This window comes from Kosakonia sp. YIM B13588 (assembly GCF_042788165.1).
Taxonomy (GTDB): domain Bacteria; phylum Pseudomonadota; class Gammaproteobacteria; order Enterobacterales; family Enterobacteriaceae; genus Kosakonia; species Kosakonia sacchari.
Window position 1 is genome coordinate 209,229 of sequence record NZ_JBHZPO010000002.1, and the last position, 21,304, is coordinate 230,532.

The 21,304-nt window shown below is 53.9% G+C and carries 14 protein-coding genes; 9 read left to right on the forward strand and 5 right to left on the reverse strand.

What is annotated here, in order from left to right; all coding sequences use genetic code 11:
• Window positions 1-19 precede the first annotated feature (19 nt).
• Window positions 20-913 carry a YcbJ family phosphotransferase gene (locus tag ACFX4U_RS06710; RefSeq protein WP_305736548.1) on the forward strand — a complete coding sequence of 298 codons (894 nt, stop codon included), beginning with the start codon at window positions 20-22 and terminating at the stop codon, window positions 911-913.
• Here the strand turns inward: ACFX4U_RS06710 and elyC are convergent.
• Window positions 890-1,669, reverse strand: coding sequence for an envelope biogenesis factor ElyC (elyC, locus tag ACFX4U_RS06715; protein WP_175272575.1), 780 nt, complete (start codon window positions 1,667-1,669; stop codon window positions 890-892). The genes ACFX4U_RS06710 and elyC overlap by 24 nt on opposite strands.
• Before the next feature lie 118 nt (window positions 1,670-1,787).
• On the opposite strand from elyC, the gene cmoM reads away from it, so the two are divergent.
• The 7 genes from cmoM (at window position 1,788) to ACFX4U_RS06750 (ending at window position 12,428) form a co-directional block, all read left to right on the forward strand.
• Window positions 1,788-2,582 carry a tRNA uridine 5-oxyacetic acid(34) methyltransferase CmoM gene (cmoM, locus tag ACFX4U_RS06720; RefSeq protein ID WP_313507311.1) on the forward strand — a complete coding sequence of 265 codons (795 nt, stop codon included), beginning with the start codon at window positions 1,788-1,790 and terminating at the stop codon, window positions 2,580-2,582.
• Window positions 2,575-3,897 (forward strand): chromosome partition protein MukF, encoded by a 1,323-nt coding sequence (gene mukF / locus ACFX4U_RS06725; protein ID WP_313507310.1) that lies wholly within the window; start codon window positions 2,575-2,577, stop codon window positions 3,895-3,897. Before cmoM ends, mukF begins: the two co-directional genes overlap by 8 nt.
• Entirely contained in the window at window positions 3,878-4,582 is a 705-nt protein-coding gene (mukE, locus tag ACFX4U_RS06730; RefSeq protein ID WP_017456199.1) for a chromosome partition protein MukE, read from the forward strand. Before mukF ends, mukE begins: the two co-directional genes overlap by 20 nt.
• Window positions 4,582-9,030 carry a chromosome partition protein MukB gene (gene mukB, locus ACFX4U_RS06735; RefSeq protein WP_313507308.1) on the forward strand — a complete coding sequence of 1,483 codons (4,449 nt, stop codon included), beginning with the start codon at window positions 4,582-4,584 and terminating at the stop codon, window positions 9,028-9,030. Before mukE ends, mukB begins: the two co-directional genes overlap by 1 nt.
• Window positions 9,031-9,214: 184 nt before the next feature.
• A complete protein-coding gene (gene ldtD / locus ACFX4U_RS06740; RefSeq protein ID WP_305736545.1) occupies window positions 9,215-11,017 on the forward strand; it encodes a L,D-transpeptidase in 1,803 nt (600 codons plus the stop codon).
• Between the two features lie 188 nt (window positions 11,018-11,205).
• Complete coding sequence (locus tag ACFX4U_RS06745; RefSeq protein ID WP_017456202.1) at window positions 11,206-11,754, forward strand: YcbK family protein; 549 nt, start codon at window positions 11,206-11,208, stop codon at window positions 11,752-11,754.
• Window positions 11,755-11,780: 26 nt separating this feature from the next.
• On the forward strand, window positions 11,781-12,428 hold the full coding sequence (locus tag ACFX4U_RS06750; RefSeq protein ID WP_305736543.1) for an MBL fold metallo-hydrolase: 648 nt from the start codon (window positions 11,781-11,783) through the stop codon (window positions 12,426-12,428).
• 45 nt (window positions 12,429-12,473) lie between these two features.
• Here the strand turns inward: ACFX4U_RS06750 and ACFX4U_RS06755 are convergent, their stop codons facing one another.
• The 4 genes from ACFX4U_RS06755 to pncB all read right to left on the reverse strand — a co-directional run bounded on the left by ACFX4U_RS06755 (window position 12,474) and on the right by pncB (window position 18,358).
• Entirely contained in the window at window positions 12,474-13,664 is a 1,191-nt protein-coding gene (locus ACFX4U_RS06755) for an amino acid aminotransferase (protein ID WP_313507307.1), read from the reverse strand.
• A gap of 186 nt (window positions 13,665-13,850) precedes the next feature.
• Window positions 13,851-14,993: a porin gene (locus ACFX4U_RS06760; protein ID WP_065368872.1), complete on the reverse strand. Its 1,143-nt coding sequence runs from the start codon at window positions 14,991-14,993 to the stop codon at window positions 13,851-13,853.
• A 602-nt stretch (window positions 14,994-15,595) separates the two neighbouring features.
• Window positions 15,596-16,996, reverse strand: coding sequence for an asparagine--tRNA ligase (asnS, locus tag ACFX4U_RS06765; protein ID WP_065368871.1), 1,401 nt, complete (start codon window positions 16,994-16,996; stop codon window positions 15,596-15,598).
• 159 nt (window positions 16,997-17,155) lie between these two features.
• On the reverse strand, window positions 17,156-18,358 hold the full coding sequence (gene pncB, locus ACFX4U_RS06770; protein WP_380217799.1) for a nicotinate phosphoribosyltransferase: 1,203 nt from the start codon (window positions 18,356-18,358) through the stop codon (window positions 17,156-17,158).
• 263 nt (window positions 18,359-18,621) lie between these two features.
• Between pncB and pepN the strand changes: the two genes are divergently transcribed.
• Window positions 18,622-21,234, forward strand: a complete 2,613-nt coding sequence (gene pepN, locus ACFX4U_RS06775; protein ID WP_313507305.1) for an aminopeptidase N — start codon at window positions 18,622-18,624, stop codon at window positions 21,232-21,234.
• Window positions 21,235-21,304 lie beyond the last annotated feature (70 nt).

Here is a 21,304-nt window from a genome sequence, read left to right on the forward strand (position 1 = left end):
TTTGTGAGGGCAATCTGCTATGGAACAACTGCGCGCTGAACTGAGTCATCTGTTGGGTGAAAAACTGAGCCGCATGGAGTGCGTCAGCGAAAAGCCGGATTCCGCACTCTGGTCGCTGTATGACAGCCAGGGAAATCCGATGCCGCTGTTGGCACGAAGCTTCTCAACGCCTGGCATTGCGCGACAGTTAGCCTGGAAGATATCAATGCTGGCGCGCGGCGGCGCTGTTCGCATGCCGGTTGTTTACGGCGTCATGACGCACGAAGAGCACCCGGGGCCGGATGTGTTACTTATAGAACGCTTACGCGGCGTACCGGTTGAAGCGCCAGCGCGTACGCCTGAGCGCTGGGAGCAACTCAAAGACCAAATCGTTGAGGCGTTGCTTTTCTGGCACCGCCAGGATAGCCACGGTTGCGTTGGCACTGTTGATAGTACCCAGGAAAATATCTGGCCCTCCTGGTATCGCCAGCGCGTGGAAGTGTTGTGGACCACGCTCAATCAGTATCACAACACCGGGTTGACGATGCAGGATAAGCGCGTGCTGTTTCGTACTCGCGAGTGCCTGCCCGCGCTGTTTGATGGTTTTAACGATAACTGCGTGCTGGTACATGGCAGTTTTAACTTGCGCAGTATGTTAAAAGACGCTCGCAGCGACCAGTTACTGGCAATGGTTGGGCCTGGCATAATGCTCTGGGCGCCGCGCGAATATGAACTGTTCAGGCTGGTGGACGGTGCGCAGGCAGAAGGATTGCTCTGGCATTATCTCCAGCGCGCGCCGGTGGCTGAATCCTTCCTGTGGCGGCGCTGGCTCTACCTGTTATGGGATGAAGTGGCGCAGTTGGTGAATACCGGACGGTTTAACCGCGCTAACTTCGATCTTGCCTCAAAATCACTGCTCCCCTGGCTGGTCTGAGCTGCCTTTCAACCACTGCCAGAGACGCCCTAATGTTTCATAACCCACCCGGTCGCTGTGCATCAGCCACACCGGGGAGGGGATAATGCGTTCCCACGGATTAAGCGGAGAGGCAATTGCCAGCTGGTTTGCCGGCGCTGGCAATGGATGCAGGCCAGCATGCTGGAAAAAAATCATTGCGCGTGGCAGATGAGACGCCGACGTTACCAGCAGGAAAGGCGCATCGCCAATCGCCTGTTTTACCGCAAGCGCTTCCCGCTCGGTATCTTTCGGTTGATCCAGCGTCATGATGGCACTGCGTGGCACGCCCAGGCTTTCAGCGACGCGCGCACCCGCTTCCGCCGTGCTGACCGGGTTGGTTTGCGCCGCCGCACCGGTAAAAATGATTTTCGAACCGGGGTTGGCCTGCCACAGACGAATGCCCTCTGTCAGACGCGGCAGGCTGTTATTAATCAGGTTTGAACTCGGTGCCCACGCATCGTTCCAGGTATAACCACCACCGAGAATCACGATGTATTTTACCGGCTGCGTACCGCGCCAGGTGGGATAGGTGTCTTCAATCGGTTGTAAAAAGCGATCGGCAACCGGCTGCATGCTCAACAGCAATAAAACCAGCCACCCGACGCTGATAAATACTTTGCCGGTTTTTTGCCAGCGGCTAAACCAGATCAGCGCAATGCCCAGCCCGATCAGCAAAAGCAAAAAAGGCAGAGGCAGCATCAGGCCGCCGATGTATTTTTTAAGAGTAAAAAGCACCGTATCCGTCTCCTTTTTGACCATATAGCAGGCCTTTTGCGCCGATCTTACACCAGATGGGTTCATTATCGGCACGGCTGTGACAAAATAGCGGTTTTGCCAGGAGCGTGGAGCACCCATGAAGGATCGCAATTTCGACGATATTGCCGAGAAGTTCTCGCGCAACATCTACGGCACGACTAAAGGTCAGCTGCGTCAGGCGATTCTGTGGCAGGATCTTGATGCCCTGTTGGCCCGGATGGGCAACGAGCCATTGCGCGTGCTGGATGCTGGCGGCGGGGAAGGCCAGACGGCGATTCGCATGGCGCAGTTGGGCCATCATGTCACGCTCTGTGATGTGTCGAAAGAGATGATCGCTCGTGCCCAGGCGGCGGCCGAAGAGAAAGGTGTGAGCGGTAACATGCATTTTATACAATGCGCCGTTCAGGACGTTGCTCAGCATTTGGAATCGCCGGTTGATCTGATATTGTTCCATGCTGTGCTGGAGTGGGTCGCAGAACCGGTTCCTGTACTGCAAATATTGTGGTCGGTGCTGCGCCCCGGCGGTGCGTTGTCATTAATGTTTTACAATGCCGACGGCTTGCTGATGCACAATATGGTGGCAGGAAATTTTGACTATGTGAAAGTCGGTATGCCGAAGCGCAAAAAACGTACCCTTTCCCCGGATTTTCCGCGTGCTCCTGCGGATGTTTATGGCTGGCTCGAACAGATTGGCTGGCAGGTAACGGGCAAAACGGGTGTGCGCGTGTTTCACGATTATCTGCGCGAAAAACATCAGCAGCATGACTGCTTTGACGCGCTACTCGAACTGGAAACACGTTATTGCCGCCAGGAACCCTATATTAGCCTTGGCCGCTATATTCACGTGACCGCGCTTAAGCCGCAAATCGATGAAAGGACAAACGATGAGTGAATTTTCCCAGACAGTCCCCGAACTGGTTGCCTGGGCCAGGAAAAATGATTTCTCCATCTCGCTGCCGGTCGACAGGCTCTCTTTTTTGCTGGCCATCGCCACGCTCAATGGCGAGCGTCTGGATGGGGAAATGAACGAAGGTGAACTGGTCGATGCCTTTCGTCATGTGAGTGATGCGTTTGAGCAAACCAGTGAAACCATTACCCAGCGTGCCAATAACGCCATTAACGACCTGGTGCGCCAGCGTTTGTTAAATCGCTTTACCAGTGAGCTGGTGGAGGGCAATGCCATCTACCGTCTGACGCCGCTGGGCATTGGCATTACTGACTACTACATTCGCCAGCGCGAGTTCTCCACGCTGCGTCTTTCTATGCAGCTTTCCATTGTGGCCAGCGAGTTAAAACGCGCCGCAGACGCAGCACAGGAAGACGGAGACGAATTCCACTGGCATCGCAATGTTTACGCGCCGCTGAAATACTCGGTCGCGGAGATTTTTGACAGCATCGATCTGACTCAACGCCTGATGGATGAACAGCAGCAACAGGTCAAAGATGATATTGCACAACTGCTGAATAAAGACTGGCGTGCGGCCATCTCCAGTTGTGAATTGCTGCTGTCTGAAACTTCCGGGACGTTACGCGAACTGCAGGATACGCTAGATGCCGCCGGGGATAAGTTGCAGACCAACCTGTTGAGCATTCAGGATGCAACCCTTGGGCGCGATGATCTTGAGTTCCTCGATCAACTGGTCTTCAACCTGCAAAGTAAGCTGGATCGTATTGTGAGCTGGGGCCAGCAGGCCATCGATCTGTGGATTGGTTACGATCGCCACGTACACAAATTTATCCGTACCGCTATCGATATGGATAAGAACCGCGTCTTTGCCCAGCGTTTGCGTCAGTCGGTACAATCCTATTTCGATGCGCCGTGGGCGTTAACTTACGCCAGCGCCGACAGACTGCTGGACATGCGCGATGAAGAGATGGCGCTGCGTGATGAAGAAGTCACAGGTGAGTTGCCGCCGGATCTGGAGTTCGAAGAGTTTAACGAAATCCGCGAGCAACTGGCGGCGCTTATTGAGCAGCAACTGGCAATTTATAAGACCAAAGGTGTGCCGCTGGATCTCGGCCTGGTGGCGCGTGAGTATCTGGCGCAATATCCGCGCGTTCGTCATTTCGACATTGCGCGCATTGTGGTTGATCAGGCGGTACGTCTTGGCGTAGCGCAAGCAGATTTCACCGGACTGCCGCCGAAGTGGCAGCCGATTAATGATTACGGAGCCAAGGTACAGGCGCATGTCATCGACAAATATTGAACAAGTGATGCCGGTTAAACTGGCACAGGCGTTGGCTAATTCTCTGTTTCCGGCACTGGACAGCGCATTGCGCTCAGGGCGACATATCGGCCTCGACGAGCTGGATAATCACGCATTTTTAATGGATTTCCAGGAGTATCTGGAAGAGTTTTATGCGCGCTATAACGTTGAGCTGATCCGCGCACCGGAAGGTTTTTTCTATCTGCGTCCGCGTTCCACCACGCTTATCCCGCGCTCGGTGCTCTCCGAGCTGGATATGATGGTCGGCAAAATTCTTTGCTATCTCTACCTCAGCCCGGAACGTCTGGCGAATGAAGGGATCTTCACCCAACAGGAGCTGTACGACGAGCTGATGTCGCTGGCGGATGAAGCGAAGCTGCTGAAGCTGGTAAATAACCGTTCTACCGGTTCCGATCTTGACCGTCAAAAACTGCAGGAAAAGGTGCGCTCCTCGCTGAACCGCCTGCGCCGTCTCGGCATGATCTGGTTTATGGGTAACGACAGCAGCAAGTTCCGTATCACTGAATCCGTGTTCCGCTTTGGCGCCGATGTGCGTTCGGGCGATGATGCGCGTGAAGCGCAGCTGCGCATGATCCGCGACGGTGAAGCGATGCCTGTCGAAAACCATCTGCAGCTCAATGATGAGCCTGAAGATAATCAGCCGGATAGCTCGGAGGAAGAGTAATGATTGATCGCGGTAAATTTCGTTCGCTGACGCTGATTAACTGGAACGGCTTTTTTGCCCGTACGTTTGACCTGGATGAGCTGGTGACGACGCTCTCCGGGGGCAACGGTGCCGGCAAATCGACCACGATGGCCGCTTTTGTTACGGCATTGATTCCGGATTTGACGCTGCTGCACTTTCGTAACACCACCGAAGCGGGCGCGACCTCGGGGTCTCGTGATAAAGGCCTGCACGGTAAGCTGAAAGCCGGTGTCTGTTACTCGGTGCTGGATGTGATCAACTCCCGCCATCAGCGCGTGCTGGTGGGGGTGCGTTTGCAACAGGTCGCGGGTCGCGATCGCAAAGTGGATATCAAACCGTTTGCTATTCAGGGGTTGCCAACCTCGATGCTGCCGACGCAGCTGCTGACGGAAACGCTGAATGAGCGGCAGGCGCGAGTGCTTTCTCTGCAGGAAGTGAAAGACAAGCTGGATACGATGGAAGGGGTGCAGTTCAAGCAGTTCAACTCCATCACCGATTACCACGCGCTGATGTTTGACTTAGGGATTGTCGCGCGTCGTTTGCGCTCGGCCTCCGATCGCAGCAAGTTCTATCGCCTGATTGAAGCCTCGCTGTACGGCGGGATCTCCAGCGCCATCACGCGTTCGCTGCGCGACTATTTGCTGCCGGAAAATAGCGGCGTGCGCAAAGCGTTCCAGGATATGGAAGCGGCACTGCGTGAAAACCGCATGACGCTGGAAGCGATTCGCGTGACCCAGTCGGATCGTGACCTGTTCAAGCATTTGATCAGCGAAGCGACCAACTATGTGGCGGCGGACTATATGCGCCACGCCAACGAACGGCGGGTGCATCTGGACAAGGCGCTCGAATTTCGTCGCGATCTGTTTACCTCGCGACAGCAACTGGCGGCAGAGCAGTATAAGCATGTCGATATGGCGCGCGAACTCTCCGAGCATAGCGGTGCGGAAGGGGATCTGGAGGCTGACTACCAGGCTGCCAGCGATCACCTGAATCTGGTGCAAACCGCGCTGCGTCAGCAGGAAAAAATCGAGCGCTACGAAGCGGACCTCGACGAACTGCAAGTTCGCCTTGAAGAGCAGCATGAAGTGGTTGCCGAAGCTGCCGAGCGTCAGGAAGAGAACGAGGCCCGCGCCGAAGCCGCCGAGCTTGAAGTGGATGAGCTGAAAAACCAGCTTGCCGATTACCAGCAAGCGCTGGATGTCCAGCAAACTCGCGCCATTCAGTACAACCAGGCGTTGCAGGCGTTACAGCGTGCGAAAGAGCTGTGTCATCTACCGGATTTGACGCCGGAAAGCGCCGACGAATGGCTGGAAACTTTCCAGGCGAAAGAGCAGGAAGCGACGGAAAAACTGCTGTCGCTGGATCAGAAATTAAGCGTGGCGCAAACCGCGCACAGCCAGTTCGAGCAGGCGTACCAATTAGTGGCGGCGATCAATGGCCCTCTGGCGCGTAACGAAGCCTGGGATGTGGCGCGCGAGCTGCTGCGTGATGGCGTTAACCAGCGCCATCTGGCTGAGCAAGTGCAGCCGCTGCGTATGCGCCTGAATGAGCTGGAACAGCGTCTGCGTGAACAGCAAGATGCTGAGCGTTTGCTGGCTGAGTTCTGCAAGCGCCAGGGCAAACAGTATGACGCAGAAGATCTTGAAGCGCTGCACCAGGAACTGGAAGCGCAAATCGCCGCACTCTCTGACAACGTTTCCGCCGCTGGTGAGCAGCGCATGGCGATGCGTCAGGAACTGGAACAATTACAGTCTCGTGTTCAATCGCTGACCAAACGTGCGCCGGTATGGCTGGCGGCGCAGAGCAATCTGACGCAACTGTGTGAGCAAAGCGGTGAGCAGTTTGAATCGGGGCAGGACGTTACCGAATATCTGCAGCAACTGCTTGAACGTGAACGTGAAGCCATCGTTGAGCGCGATGAAGTGGGCGCGCGTAAACGCGCTGTTGATGATGAAATTGAACGCTTAAGCCAGCCGGGCGGTGCCGAAGATGGCCGTCTCAATGCGCTGGCAGAGCGTTTTGGCGGCGTACTGCTGTCGGAGATTTATGACGATGTCAGCATTGACGACGCGCCGTATTACTCCGCGCTATACGGGCCATCGCGTCATGCGATTGTGGTGCCGGATCTGTCGCAGGTCTCCGAAATGCTGGAAGGTCTGGAAGACTGCCCGGAAGATCTCTATCTGATCGAAGGGGACCCGCAATCCTTCGATGACAGTGTGTTTAGTGTTGATGAGCTGGAAAAAGCGGTGGTGGTGAAAATCGCCGATCGCCAGTGGCGTTATTCACGCTTCCCGACGCTGCCGCTGTTTGGTCGCGCGGCGCGTGAAAGCCGTATCGAAAGCCTGCATGCAGAGCGTGAAGCGCTGGCGGAGCGTTTCGCCACGCTCTCTTTTGATGTGCAGAAAACGCAGCGCCTGCATCAGGCATTCAGCCGCTTTATCGGTAGCCACCTGGCGGTGGCATTTGAGGACGATCCGGAAGCGGAAATTCGCACGCTCAGCAGCCGCCGTGGCGAGCTGGAGCGCGCAATCAGCAACCATGAAAATGACAACCAGCAAAACCGCATGCAGTTCGAACAGGCGAAAGAGGGCGTAGCCCAGCTTAACCGCTTGCTGCCGCGCATCAATTTGCTGGCTGACGATACCCTTGCCGATCGCGTGGATGAAATTCAGGAACGCCTGGATGAAGCGCAGGAAGCGGCGCGATTTATCCAGCAGTTTGGCAACCAACTGGCGAAACTCGAACCGGTTGTTTCCGTACTGCAAAGCGATCCGGAGCAGTTTGAACAGTTAAAAGCGGATTACGCCACCTCGCAGCAGGTGCAACGTGATGCCCGCCAACAAGCTTTCGCCCTGGCGGAAGTGGTACAGCGCCGTGCGCACTTCAGTTACTCCGATGTCGCTGAAATGTTCAACGGTAATAACGATCTCAACGAAAAACTGCGCCAGCGTCTGGAACAGGCAGAAGCAGAACGCACCAAAGCACGTGAAGCGATGCGCAGCCATGCCGCGCAATACAGCCAGTACAACCAGGTACTGGCTTCGCTGAAGAGTTCGTTCGATACCAAAAAAGAGTTGCTCAACGATCTGCAAAAAGAGCTGCAGGATATTGGCGTTCGCGCCGACAGCGGAGCAGAAGAGCGGGCGCGTATCCGTCGTGACGAGCTGCATGCACAGCTCTCCGGCAACCGCGCTCGTCGTAACCAGCTGGAAAAAGCCATCACCTTCTGCGAAGCGGAGATGGATAACCTGACGCGTAAATTGCGCCGCCTGGAACGTGACTACCATGAAATGCGTGAACAGGTGGTCACCGCGAAAGCAGGATGGTGCGCGGTGATGCGCATGGTGAAAGACAGCGGTGTTGAACGCCGTCTGCACCGCCGTGAGCTGGCCTACCTTTCTGCTGATGAATTACGCTCAATGTCGGATAAGGCGCTCGGTGCTCTGCGTCCGGCGGTTGCGGATAACGAACATTTACGCGATGTGCTGCGTCTCTCGGAAGATCCGAAACGCCCTGAGCGCAAGATCCAGTTCTTTGTCGCGGTGTATCAGCATCTGCGTGAGCGTATTCGCCAGGACATTATTCGTACCGATGATCCGGTTGAAGCCATCGAACAGATGGAAATCGAGCTTAGCCGTCTGACGGAAGAACTGACGTCTCGTGAACAGAAGCTGGCGATCAGCTCGCGCAGTGTGGCGAATATTATTCGCAAAACCATTCAGCGCGAGCAGAACCGTATCCGTATGCTGAACCAGGGGCTGCAAAGTGTCTCCTTCGGCCAGGTAAATAGCGTGCGTCTGAATGTGAATGTGCGGGAAACCCATGCCACATTGTTGACGGTGCTTTCTGAACAGCACGAGCAGCATCAGGATCTGTTTAACAGCAGCCGACTGACCTTCTCGGAAGCGCTGGCAAAACTGTATCAGCGTCTGAACCCGCAAATCGATATGGGCCAGCGGACGCCGCAAACCATCGGCGAAGAGCTGCTGGACTACCGCAACTATCTTGAGATGGAAGTGGAAGTTAACCGTGGCTCCGACGGCTGGCTGCGCGCGGAATCCGGTGCGCTGTCGACCGGTGAAGCGATTGGTACCGGGATGTCGATTCTGGTGATGGTGGTACAGAGCTGGGAAGACGAAGCGCGTCGACTGCGCGGCAAAGATATTTCTCCATGCCGCTTGCTGTTCCTTGATGAAGCTGCGCGTCTGGATGCCCGTTCTATCGCTACGCTGTTTGAGCTGTGCGAACGTCTGGAAATGCAGCTCATTATCGCAGCACCGGAAAATATCAGCCCGGAAAAAGGCACCACCTACAAGCTGGTACGTAAAGTCGTGCAAAATCATGAGCATGTGCACGTTGTCGGTCTGCGCGGTTTTGCCGCCCAGCTTCCGGAAACGCTTCCTGGAACGGCGGATGCATCGTAAATCAGCCTCATGTGAAAGGGCGACAGCAATGTCGCCCTTTTTGTTTTCGGAAAGCTATTGCCAGCCCGCGTTTAATCTTTAAACTTCTTTACATTAGGGAAGGCAAATGCTTTTTTGTCTTTATATACTGAGAGAAAGGTGACGAATTTGTCACGAGCAATGTAAGAGAAACAGGGGGCAAGGGATGTTGCTTAAGAAGTCGTATGGTCGTCGAATGTCGGCGCTGAGTTTATGCCTGGCATTCGCATTCGCTCCACTGTTTAGTGTGCAGGCCGATGAGCCTGAAATCGTGCCGGTGGATAGCTCGGCGACGCCAGGTGAGCAGCCTACTGTGCTGCCGCAGCCGCAGGAACAGTCGCCTGCGACGGCGATGTTGATTGGCGTTAAATCTTTCCCGTCCGGCGTTTCTGTTGCCGATGTGCGCGCACAACTTCAGTCGCAATTACCTGCCAACTGGACGCCGGTCTATATGGATCAGCTCGCCGCGTTGTATGCCGCGCGCGGGCAAAAACCGATGTGGGATAACCGCGAAGCGGTACAGGCGTTTCAGCAGCAACTCGCCGAAGTGGCGATTGCAGGGTTTCAGCCGCAATTCACTACCTGGGTTGAGTTGTTAACCGATCCCGCGGTTTCCGGCATGGCGCGCGATGTCGTATTGTCTGACGCGATGCTGGGTTATTTGCACTTTGTTTCGGGGATTCAGTCAAAGGGGCAGCGCTGGCTTTACAGCGACAAACCTTATGCACTCGCAACGCCTGCGATTTCTGTCATTAACCAGTGGCAACTAGCGCTGGACAATGGATCTCTGCCTGGTTTTATCGATCATCTGGCACCGCATCACCCGCAGTATGCTGCTATGCACCAGTCACTATTGGCGCTGGTGGGTGATTCGCGCCCGTGGCCGCAAATCACCAGCACGGTAACGTTGCGTCCGGGGCAGTGGAGCAATGATATTCCGGCGCTGCGAGAGATCCTGCAGCGCACCGGTATGCTGGATGGCGGACCAAATATCGCCTTACCTGGTGATAACGTCGCTGTCAGCCCTTCAGCTCAGCACGTGAAAAAAGCGCCGCAAACGCGCGCGGCATATGACCGACAGCTGGTGGAAGCGGTCAAACGCTTCCAGGCATGGCAAGGGTTGCATGCGGATGGCGTGATTGGCCAGGGCACTCGCGACTGGCTGAACGTGAGCCCTTCACAGCGCGCCGGGTTGCTGGCGCTGAATATCCAGCGCTTGCGTTTACTGCCGGGTACACTTTCGACCGGCATCATGGTCAATATTCCTGAATATTCGCTGGTTTATTACCTCAACGGTAGCCAGGTGCTGGCGTCACGGGTGATCGTGGGCCGCCCGGATCGCAAAACGCCGATGATGAGCAGCGCGCTGAACAACGTGGTGGTTAACCCGCCGTGGAACGTGCCGCCAACGCTAGCGCGTAAGGATATTCTACCGAAGGTATGGAACGATCCAACTTACCTGGAGCGCCACGGTTACACCGTATTACGAGGATGGAACAGCAAGGAAGCGATTGACCCGTACATGGTTGACTGGGCGACCATAACGCCCGCGAACTTACCGTTCCGTTTCCAGCAGGCTCCCGGTGCGCAGAATTCGCTGGGACGCTATAAGTTCAATATGCCGAGCTCAGACGCTATCTATCTGCATGACACGCCGAATCATAATCTGTTCCAGAAAGAGGCGCGGGCATTGAGCTCGGGCTGTGTGCGCGTCAACAAAGCCTCTGAGCTTGCTAATATGCTTTTGCAGGATGCGGGATGGAACGACACGCGGATTTCGGATGCGCTAAAACAGGGAGATACGCGTTATGTCAATATTCGTCATGATATCCCGGTCAATCTCTATTACCTGACTGCCTTTGTCGGTGCTGACGGGCGGACGCAGTATCGTACAGATATTTACAATTATGATCTGACGGCGCGATCGGGTGCACAAATCTTATCGAAAGCTGAACAATTAATCAGATAAATGAAGCAGTTTCAGTCAGCGTGTTGTCGTAATAACTGGTAGAAAATGGGCTCTGGAGGTTACAGAGCCCGTATTTACTGGGATGAGGCAGCCTTGACGTGGCGTTTGTAGCCCGGTAAGGTGCCTCTCGTGCGCTATAAGAGTGCATAAATTTTGTTCAACATTGCTTATCTGTAGAATTTATTATCATGGATAAATTTGACGCTAATCGCCGCAAACTGCTGGCGTTGGGTGGGGTCGCACTTGGTGCTGCCATCTTACCAACACCGGCTTTTGCCACCCTTTCCACGCCACGACCGCGTATTTTGACGCTGAGTAATCTTAATACCGGTGAATCTATTAAAGCTGAGTTCTTCGATGGCAGGGGCTATATTCAGGATGAATTAGCAAAACTTAATCATTTTTTCCGTGATTACCGCGCGAATAAAATTAAAACCATCGACCCTCGTTTGTTCGACCATCTTTTCCGTTTGCAAGGGCTGCTGGGAACACGCAAACCTGTGCAACTGATCTCCGGCTACCGTTCTGTTGATACCAACAATGAACTGCGCGCGCACAGCCGCGGTGTGGCGAAACAGAGCTATCACACCAAAGGTCAGGCTATGGATTTCCATATTGAAGGGATTTCGCTGAGTAATATTCGCAAAGCCGCGTTATCTCTGCGTGCAGGTGGTGTAGGATACTACCCCAGCAGCAACTTTGTGCATATTGATACCGGGCCGGTAAGGCACTGGTAAAACTCAGGCTGAGCTACAGGAGCAGTATGAACTATCGTATTATTCCGGTTACCGCGTTCTCCCAGAATTGTTCGCTTATCTGGTGTGAGCAGACCCAACTTGCCGCCGTGGTCGATCCCGGCGGTGACGCCGAACGGATTATTCAGGAAGTGGACGCTTCAGGCGTGACGCTGACGCAGATCCTGCTTACGCATGGTCACCTTGATCATGTTGGCGCGGCAGCCGAACTGGCGCAGCATTATGGTGTGCCGGTTATCGGCCCGGAAAAAGAAGACGAGTTCTGGCTGCAGGGCCTGCCGGCACAAAGCCGGATGTTTGGCCTGGAGGAATGCCAGCCGCTGACGCCCGATCGTTGGTTAAATGAAGGCGACAGCGTAACGGTGGGGAAAATAACGCTGCAGGTATTGCACTGTCCCGGTCATACGCCGGGGCACATTGTGTTTTTCGACGCACAATCCCGCTTGCTGATTTCCGGCGACGTGATTTTTAAAGGCGGCGTGGGGCGCAGCGATTTCCCGAAAGGCAACCATGGGCAATTGATTGATTCCATCAAGCGCAAATTGTTGCCACTGGGCGATGATGTTACTTTCCTTCCCGGACATGGCCCGATGTCTACGCTGGGTAATGAGCGGTTGCACAATCCGTTCCTGCAAGATGAATTACCGGTCTGGTAAATAAAAAAGGGTCGCTTCGGCGACCCTTTTTGTTACTGCCGTAACTTACAGTACGGCAACGATAGCTTCGCACAGCGGTGACATATTATCCGGCGTCATGCCTGCGACGTTAATGCGTCCTGAAGCAACCGCGTAGATACCAAACTCTTCACGCAAGCGCAGCACCTGCTCTTTGGTCAGGCCGCTGAACGAGAACATTCCGTTCTGTTTGGTGATAAAACTGAAATCGCGGTTAGCCCCTTTCTCCTGCAAGGTGTTAACAAACAGCAGGCGCATACGCTGAATGCGCTGGCGCATGTCCGTTAACTCTTGCTCCCAAATGGCACGCAGAGCCTCGTTACTGAGAATGGTTGCAACTACGGAAGCGCCGTGCGCTGGCGGGTTAGAGTAGTTGGCACGAATAACGGCTTTCATCTGGCTGAATGCGCGATCGGCGCTTTCAGCGTCCGCGCTCACCAATGTACAGGCACCGACGCGTTCATTGTACAGACCAAAGTTTTTCGAGAACGAACTGGCAACCAGCAGCTCTTTATGTAGCGCAGCAAACGCGCGCAACCCTTCAGCATCTTCTTCGAGACCGCGAGCAAAACCCTGGTAAGCGAAGTCGAACAGCGGCAGCCAGCCTTTTTCAACGGACAGCTTCGCCAGCGTGTCCCACTGTTCCAGCGTTGGATCGATACCTGTCGGGTTATGGCAGCAGCCGTGGAACAGCACCACGTCGCCAGTCTGGGCGTTATTCAGGCTTGCCAGCAAACCGTCGAAGTCCAGCGCATGGTTTTGCGCGTCGTAGTAAGCGTACTCACATACTTCCAGACCGGCGGAGTTAAACACGCCTTTGTGGTTCGGCCAGCTCGGGTTGCTCACCCAGACTCGTTTTGCAGAGGTGTTTTTGGCGAGGAAATCCGCCGCCACGCGCAGGCCACCCGTACCGCCAGGCGTTTGCGCGGTGCGCGCACGTTTGTCATTGATAATCGCGCTGCCTTTGCCGAACAGCAGTTCCTGAGTGCAACGGCCAAATTCAGGAATACCGTCGATACCGAGGTAATTTTTGGTAGTTTCATTTTCCAGCAGATAAAGCTCGGCTTTTTTAACACTGGTCAGCACCGGGGTCTTGCCGGTTTCATCTTTATAGACACCGATACCTAAGTTGATTTTATTAGGGCGTTCATCGGCGCGAAACAGATCGGCCAGACCCAGAATGGGGTCGGCAGGGGCGGCGGTTATATTCTCAAACATGACGAGGTTCCATTTTGATGACAGAAGGGAGATCCGCTATCAGGTTAACGGCTGACACAGGAATTGCCAACCGTTTGCGATAAAAAGCGCGATGCTTTTCAAAACTCATCGTGATTTATCTTGCAGGCATAAAAAAACAGGGCCAAAGGCCCTGTTTGATATGCATATAACAGTCGAGGGTGACTATTAGAACTGGTAGGTCAGACCAACAGCAGCCTGGTCATCAGTACCGATGCCATAGGTTTTAGCGCTGTAATCGTTGCTATCCAGCAGGTTGAAGCGGTAATCGAAGAACACGTTCATGTTCTTGTTGAAGTAGTAAGTCACGCCAGCCTGGATATATTTGGCCAGATCTGCAGTGCTTTCCGCACCGTTCAGGTTTTTACCTTTGCTCTGGACATAAGAAATTGCCGGACGCAGACCGAAATCGAATTGGTATTGGGCAACAACTTCAAAGTTCTGGGTTTTGTTAGCCGCTTCCCAGTAATCTGCTGCAGTCTGTCCTGCCGGAGTAGCATTGTTAATTGCAGTCTGACCAGCAGCGCTATTAACAATGGTCATGTTACGCGTTTCAGCATAAACAGTGGCGAGGTAGATGTTGTTTGCATCATATTTTGCACCAACAGCCCATGCTTCAGCACGGTCACCGTTGCCATCTGCTTCCTGTGCGGTGGTACGTTTGGAGTTGCTATAGGCTCCGGAAACGCCGAAACCGCCACCAAAATCATAAGCTACTGAGTAACCGACACCATCACCGTTCTGCGCATTCAGGCTGTGGCTGGATTCGTTTTTGCCTTGATATTGTACAGCGAAAGCCAAGCCATCAACCAGACCGAAGAAATCAGAGTTACGGTAGGTCAGAACACCACCAGCACGGCTGGTCAGGTAGTTATCAGTGTAAGCGCCGCCCCAGGTTTCGCCGGAGAAGTACGGTGCCATATCAGTATAGGACTCAACGTCATATACAACACCGTAGTTACGGCCGTAATCCAGAGAACCAGCGTTGGCAACTTTCAGACCTGCAAATGCCAGACGGGTATTGCCTGCGCCTTGCTCGCCTTCAGCTTTGCTTGCATTGGTACGATATTCCCACTGACCATAACCAGTCAGATCGCTATTGATCTGAGTTTCGCCCTTAAAACCGATCTGGCCGTAAGTTGCATCGCTGTTAGAGCTGCCTTCGCCAGTGGTCGTCCAAACATGACGGCCAACAGCTTTACCATACAGGTCTACTTTGTTGCCGTCTTTGTTGTAGATTTCTGCAGCGTTAGCTGCACCGGCTGCCAGCAGAGCAGGGATAACCACTGCCAGAATATTGCGCTTCATCATTATTTATTACCCTCATTGGTTTTTTTGAACACCTGCCACTGCCGCCAATAAATTCCGTCAAAAAAAATTTACGGAACTATCGATGAGAGTTTGGTGTCTTTCTGTGTCTGAAAGGCATCTTTCCAAACATAACAACGTTTCGCCACCCTGAAAGTGCTACAAATGCCTTAAAGAAGTAACTAAAAGAAATATTGTGTAATATTTTGTGTATTTGCGGGAACTTTGTGAACCATCTCAAAGTTCAGCACTGAGCGCTGATTTAATGAGCGATATCATTGCTATTTATATGAATTACTTATATTTAATTGAGATAAAGGCTTTTCTTATCCACTAAACTCTTGTGGCGTGTTTTTTCTTATAACGGTGTTTAGCCATCCGGATAGCTGTGCGTATTTTAACCAAAAGTGCTAATTAACAGGCTGACATATCCCGCAATAAACACTTTGGGTGATTTTGTGCCGAATGATTTCAGATATAAAAGTTGTGCAAAGAAGGGTAATAAACGCGGTGAGGATCGGTGATTACGCTGATGAGCTGTTAAGAAAAGTTGACGGGTGTCACATAAATGAAAAAGGCCAGCGATAACACTGGCCTTTAGAACATCAGAATGTGGCGGAGCGTGGAGTACGCGGGAACGGGATCACATCACGCACGTTCTGTACGCCGGTCACATAAGCAATCAGGCGTTCAAAACCGAGACCGAAGCCGGAGTGCGGTACAGTGCCGTAACGGCGCAGATCGCGATACCACCAGTAATCTTCTTTATTCAGCCCCATTTCCGCCATGCGGGCATCCAGGACATCAAGACGCTCTTCACGCTGTGAACCACCGATGATTTCACCGATACCCGGTGCAAGCACATCCATCGCCGCCACGGTTTTACCATCTTCGTTTAGACGCATATAGAACGCTTTAATATCTTTCGGGTAGTTTTTCACCACCACCGGTGCTTTGAAGTGTTTCTCGGCCAGGTAACGTTCATGTTCAGAAGCCAGGTCAACGCCCCAGTAAACCGGGTTCTCGAACTTCTCACCGCATTTTTCGAGAATGGCGACCGCATCGGTGTAATCAACCTGGGCGAAATCTGCCGCGATGAAACGCTCCAGACGGCCAATCGCGTCTTTGTCCACGCGCTCTTCAAAAAACTTCAAGTCATCCAGACGCTCTTCGAGAACCGCTTTAAAGGCGTATTTCAGCATCGCTTCAGCCAGACGGGCGTTATCGTCGAGATTGGCGAAAGCGATTTCCGGTTCCAGCATCCAGAACTCAGCCAGGTGGCGGCTGGTATTGGAGTTCTCCGCGCGGAAAGTCGGGCCGAAGGTATAAACCTTGGACAGGGCGCAGGCATAGGTTTCTGCATTCAACTGGCCGGAAACGGTCAGGAACGCTTCTTTGCCAAAGAAATCTTTATCAAAATCGACTTTGCCTTCCGCAGTACGCGGCAGGTTTTCCATATCCAGCGTGGAGACGCGGAACATTTCGCCTGCGCCTTCGGTATCTGACGCGGTGATAAGCGGCGAGGAGACCCAGAAGAACCCTTGTTCGTCAAAGAAGCGATGCAACGCCTGCGCCAGCGTATGGCGAACGCGCGCAACTGCGCCAATCAGGTTGGTGCGTGGGCGCAGGTGGGCGACTTCGCGCAGATACTCAATACTGTGGCGTTTTGCCGCCATCGGGTAGGTATCCGGATCTTCAACCCAGCCGGTAACTTCGACAGAGGTCGCCTGAATTTCCAGACTCTGGCCTTCGCCCGGTGACGCCACAACTTTGCCGGTCACAATTACCGAGCAACCGGTAGTCAGGCGTAAAACGTCCTGATTGTAATTGGGCAGAGAATTATTAATAACGGCCTGTACAGGATTAAAGCAGGAGCCGTCATAAACGGCGAGGAAGGAGATACCAGCTTTAGAATCTCGGCGGGTGCGTACCCATCCGCGTACGGTGACTTCACTGTCAACGGCAACACGGCTATGGAATACGTCGGCTACAGGCACAACGCTCATAATATTCTCTCTGTTAATAGTCGGAAAAAATAAACACTTGTCCGCCCGATTAGGGGGGATATCTATGTTACCTGGCGTACGCCATCAGACAAGCAGAATTCGCAGGAACAATTAATAAATTATCGGCAAAAAAGAAGGGAGCCTTCAGGCTCCCGGTGATTAACTGGCTTTTTTGACCTGCTGCAGGTCAAACGCTTCGCGTAGTGCGCGGACAAACGCTTTGTCATGGCAGATAGTTTTCCCGGGGCTGTCGGATAATTTCGCCACCGGTTTTCCATTGCACTCAACGAGCTTGATAACAATATTCAGCGGTTTCACTCCGGGAATATCACACGTCAGGCGTGTCCCGATACCAAAGCCCAGCTTGACACGATCGGCAAAATGGCAATAGAGATCCAGCGCTTTGTTCAGATCGAGATTGTCCGAGAATATCAGCGTTTTTGACAGGGGATCGATGCCGAGTTTCTCATAGTGAGCAATCGCTTTTTCGCCCCATTCCACCGGATCGCCAGAATCATGGCGCAGGCCCTGGTAACGGGTTGCGAATTCCGGGCCGAAATCACGCAAAAACGCATCCATTGTGATGCAGTCTGTTAACGCAATCCCCAGTTGGTTTGGGTACTCTTCAAGCCAGGCCGCGAGCGCCGCGCGCTGGCTGGTGGCCAAATCGGGGCTGATCTGCTGGTGAGCCTGGAACCACTCATGCGCCTGGGTGCCCATGGGGGTCAGCGACAGGCGGCGAGCCAGATCATAATTGCTGGTGCCGATAAACCAGGGTTCTTGTTGCAACCGTTCGACGATCGCTTGTTGCACATCGCGGGAGAAACGGCGGCGTGTACCGAAATCCATCAGACGGAAACCGGACATATCTACCTGCGCGGTGCGCGCAGCGAAATCCGCCAGTTTCTCTTCCAGATGCAGCAGAGCCTCCTGAACGCCAGTCTGCGGCGAACGGCAGCGGTGAACCACTTCACTGATTACTGCCAGCAGCGGTACTTCCCACATGATCACTTCGCGCCACGGGCCGGAAAGGCTGATATGCAGCTTGCCGTTGTCGTTAGTAATCGTGACCTGGCGCGGGTCGTAACGAAAATGACGTAGCCAGTTAAGGTAGTCAGGCTGGAAGAAGGGGAGGCTGGACAGCCACAGATACTCGTCATCTTGCAGACGCAACGACTGCATGGCGTCGACCTGTTCGCGGACGGCATCGGCATAGATACCGAGCAGGTCATCGCCGCGACAGCGGAATTCAGCCGTGACATGCACGTCATAATAGTGGTGGAACACCGCTTGCTGCATGTGCAGCTTATAAGCGTCGGTATCCAGCAGCGTTTGCAGACCAGAGAAAGCGAGTTGAGTCATGGTGCGCAGTAGCATCCTCTTACAGGAGCGTTTAGTACAATAAACAAAGCAGGTAGTCGCTGGAGTATACCTTGTTTACCAGGTTATTGAACCCTGATCACACCATAACGCGCTGAACGGGTCGATGGCATTTCGTGCCTCCTGTTATAAAAATGTAGCAGACAGAGCTTTTCCCTCTGAAAAGATGAAGATTCTGCGTGGCGCGTTTGCGGCAACCGGAATAGACTGGAGTCGTAACCAACAGAAGATGCTAAAGGTTTTTTATGACACAACAGCCACAAGCCAAATACCGCCACGACTACCGTGCGCCGGACTACCTGATTAGCGATATTGACTTGACCTTTGACCTTGACGCCGCCAAAACTGTCGTCACTGCGCTGAGCAAAGTGTCACGCCATAGCGCCTCTGCTGTGCCGCTGCGCCTGGATGGCGGCGAGCTGACCCTGATTTCCATTCACGTAAATGATGAGCCCTGGACCAACTATAAAGAAGAAGGCTCCCAACTGGTGATCGATGGCTTGCCAGAGCGTTTTACCTTGCGCATTGTGAATGAGATAAGCCCGGCCGCGAACACCGCACTCGAAGGGCTGTACCAGTCCGGCGAAGCGCTGTGCACACAGTGTGAGGCGGAAGGCTTCCGCCATATTACCTGGTATCTTGACCGCCCGGACGTGCTGGCGCGCTTTACCACCAAGCTGATTGCCGATAAAACCCGCTATCCGTTCTTGCTCTCTAACGGCAACCGCGTTGATCAGGGCGAGCTGGACAATGGTCGTCACTGGGTACAGTGGCAGGATCCCTTCCCGAAACCCTGCTATCTGTTTGCGCTGGTCGCCGGGGATTTCGACGTCCTGCGCGACACGTTCACTACCCGTTCCGGGCGTGAAGTGGCACTGGAGTTGTATGTCGATCGCGGCAACCTCGATCGTGCGCCGTGGGCGATGACCTCGCTGAAAAACTCCATGAAATGGGACGAACAGCGTTTCGGCCTTGAGTACGATCTCGACATCTATATGATTGTCGCTGTCGACTTCTTTAATATGGGCGCCATGGAAAACAAAGGGTTGAACATCTTCAACTCGAAATACGTGCTTGCCCGCACCGATACCGCTACCGATAAAGATTACCTCGATATCGAGCGCGTAATTGGTCATGAATACTTCCATAACTGGACCGGTAACCGCGTAACCTGCCGCGACTGGTTCCAGCTCAGCCTGAAAGAAGGGCTGACCGTGTTCCGCGATCAGGAGTTCAGCTCCGATTTGGGCTCCCGTGCGGTAAACCGCATTAATAACGTGCGCACCATGCGCGGTATGCAGTTTGCCGAAGACGCCAGCCCGATGGCGCACCCGATCCGCCCGGATAAAGTCATTGAAATGAATAACTTCTATACCCTGACGGTGTATGAAAAGGGCGCGGAAGTAATTCGCATGATGCATACGCTGCTTGGCGAAGAGAATTTCCAGAAAGGGATGCAGCTCTATTTTGAGCGTCATGACGGTAGCGCGGCGACCTGCGACGATTTCGTGCAGGCCATGGAAGACGCGTCAAACATCGATCTGTCGCATTTCCGCCGCTGGTACAGCCAGGCTGGTACGCCGGTGGTGACGGTGCACGATGATTACAACCCGAACACCGAACAATACACGCTGACCATCAGCCAGCGCACGCCACCGACCGCCGAACAGCAAGACAAACTGCCGCTGCACATTCCGTTCGATATCGAACTGTACGATAACGAAGGTAACGTGATCCCGTTGCAGAAAGACGGGCACCCGGTGCATAACGTCCTTAACGTCACTCAGGCGGAACAGACCTTTATTTTTGATAACGTCTATTTCCAGCCGGTGCCGTCACTGCTGCGTGAATTCTCCGCGCCGGTGAAACTGGAATATAAGTGGAGCGATCAGCAACTGACCTTCCTGATGCGCCACGCCAGTAATGATTTCTCCCGCTGGGACGCGGCGCAAAGCCTGCTGGCAACGCACATTAAACTGAACGTTGCGCGTCATCAGCAGGGCCAGGCGCTGTCGCTGCCATTGCATGTCGCGGATGCTTTTCGCGCGATCCTGCTGGACGAAACGATTGATCCGGCGCTTGCCGCAGAGATCCTGACGCTGCCGTCGGCAAATGAGATCGCCGAGCTGTTTGAAACCATCGATCCTGTAGCCATCGCGGCGGTACGTGAAGCGCTGACGCGCACACTTGCCACCGAACTTGCTGATGAGTGTCTGGCGGTGTACAACGCGCATAAACTCGATAGCTACCGCGTTGAACATGCGGATATCGGCAAACGTTCTTTGCGGAACACGTGCTTGCGTTACCTGGCGTTTGGCGATGCGCAACTGGCAGACAAACTGGTGAGCCAGCAGTATCACGACGCAGATAACATGACGGATGCGCTGGCGGCGCTCTCGGCGGCGGTTGCCGCCCAACTGCCGTGCCGCGATACGCTGATGCAAGAGTATGATGACAAGTGGCATCACGACGGCCTGGTGATGGATAAATGGTTTATCCTGCAGGCCACCAGCCCGGCGGAAGATGTGCTGCAAACGGTGCGCAGCTTGCTGAAACACCGCTCGTTCACCCTCAGCAACCCGAACCGCATCCGCTCGCTGATTGGCGCTTTCGCCGGCAGCAACCCGGCAGCGTTCCATGCGCTGGATGGTAGCGGCTATCAGTTCCTGGCTGAAATGCTAACCGAGCTGAACAGCCGCAACCCGCAAGTGGCATCGCGTCTGATTGAGCCGCTGATCCGCCTGAAACGCTATGACGCTAAACGTCAGGCGATGATGCGTGCGGCGCTGGAGCAGTTAAAAGCACTGCCGAACCTTTCCGGCGATCTGTACGAGAAAGTCAGCAAAGCGCTGGCGTAATAACACTGCCGCCTTCACCGAAGGCGGCAGTGTTTTCCTCGCAAATGGCGTTCTGAAGCCCTTATAAAGA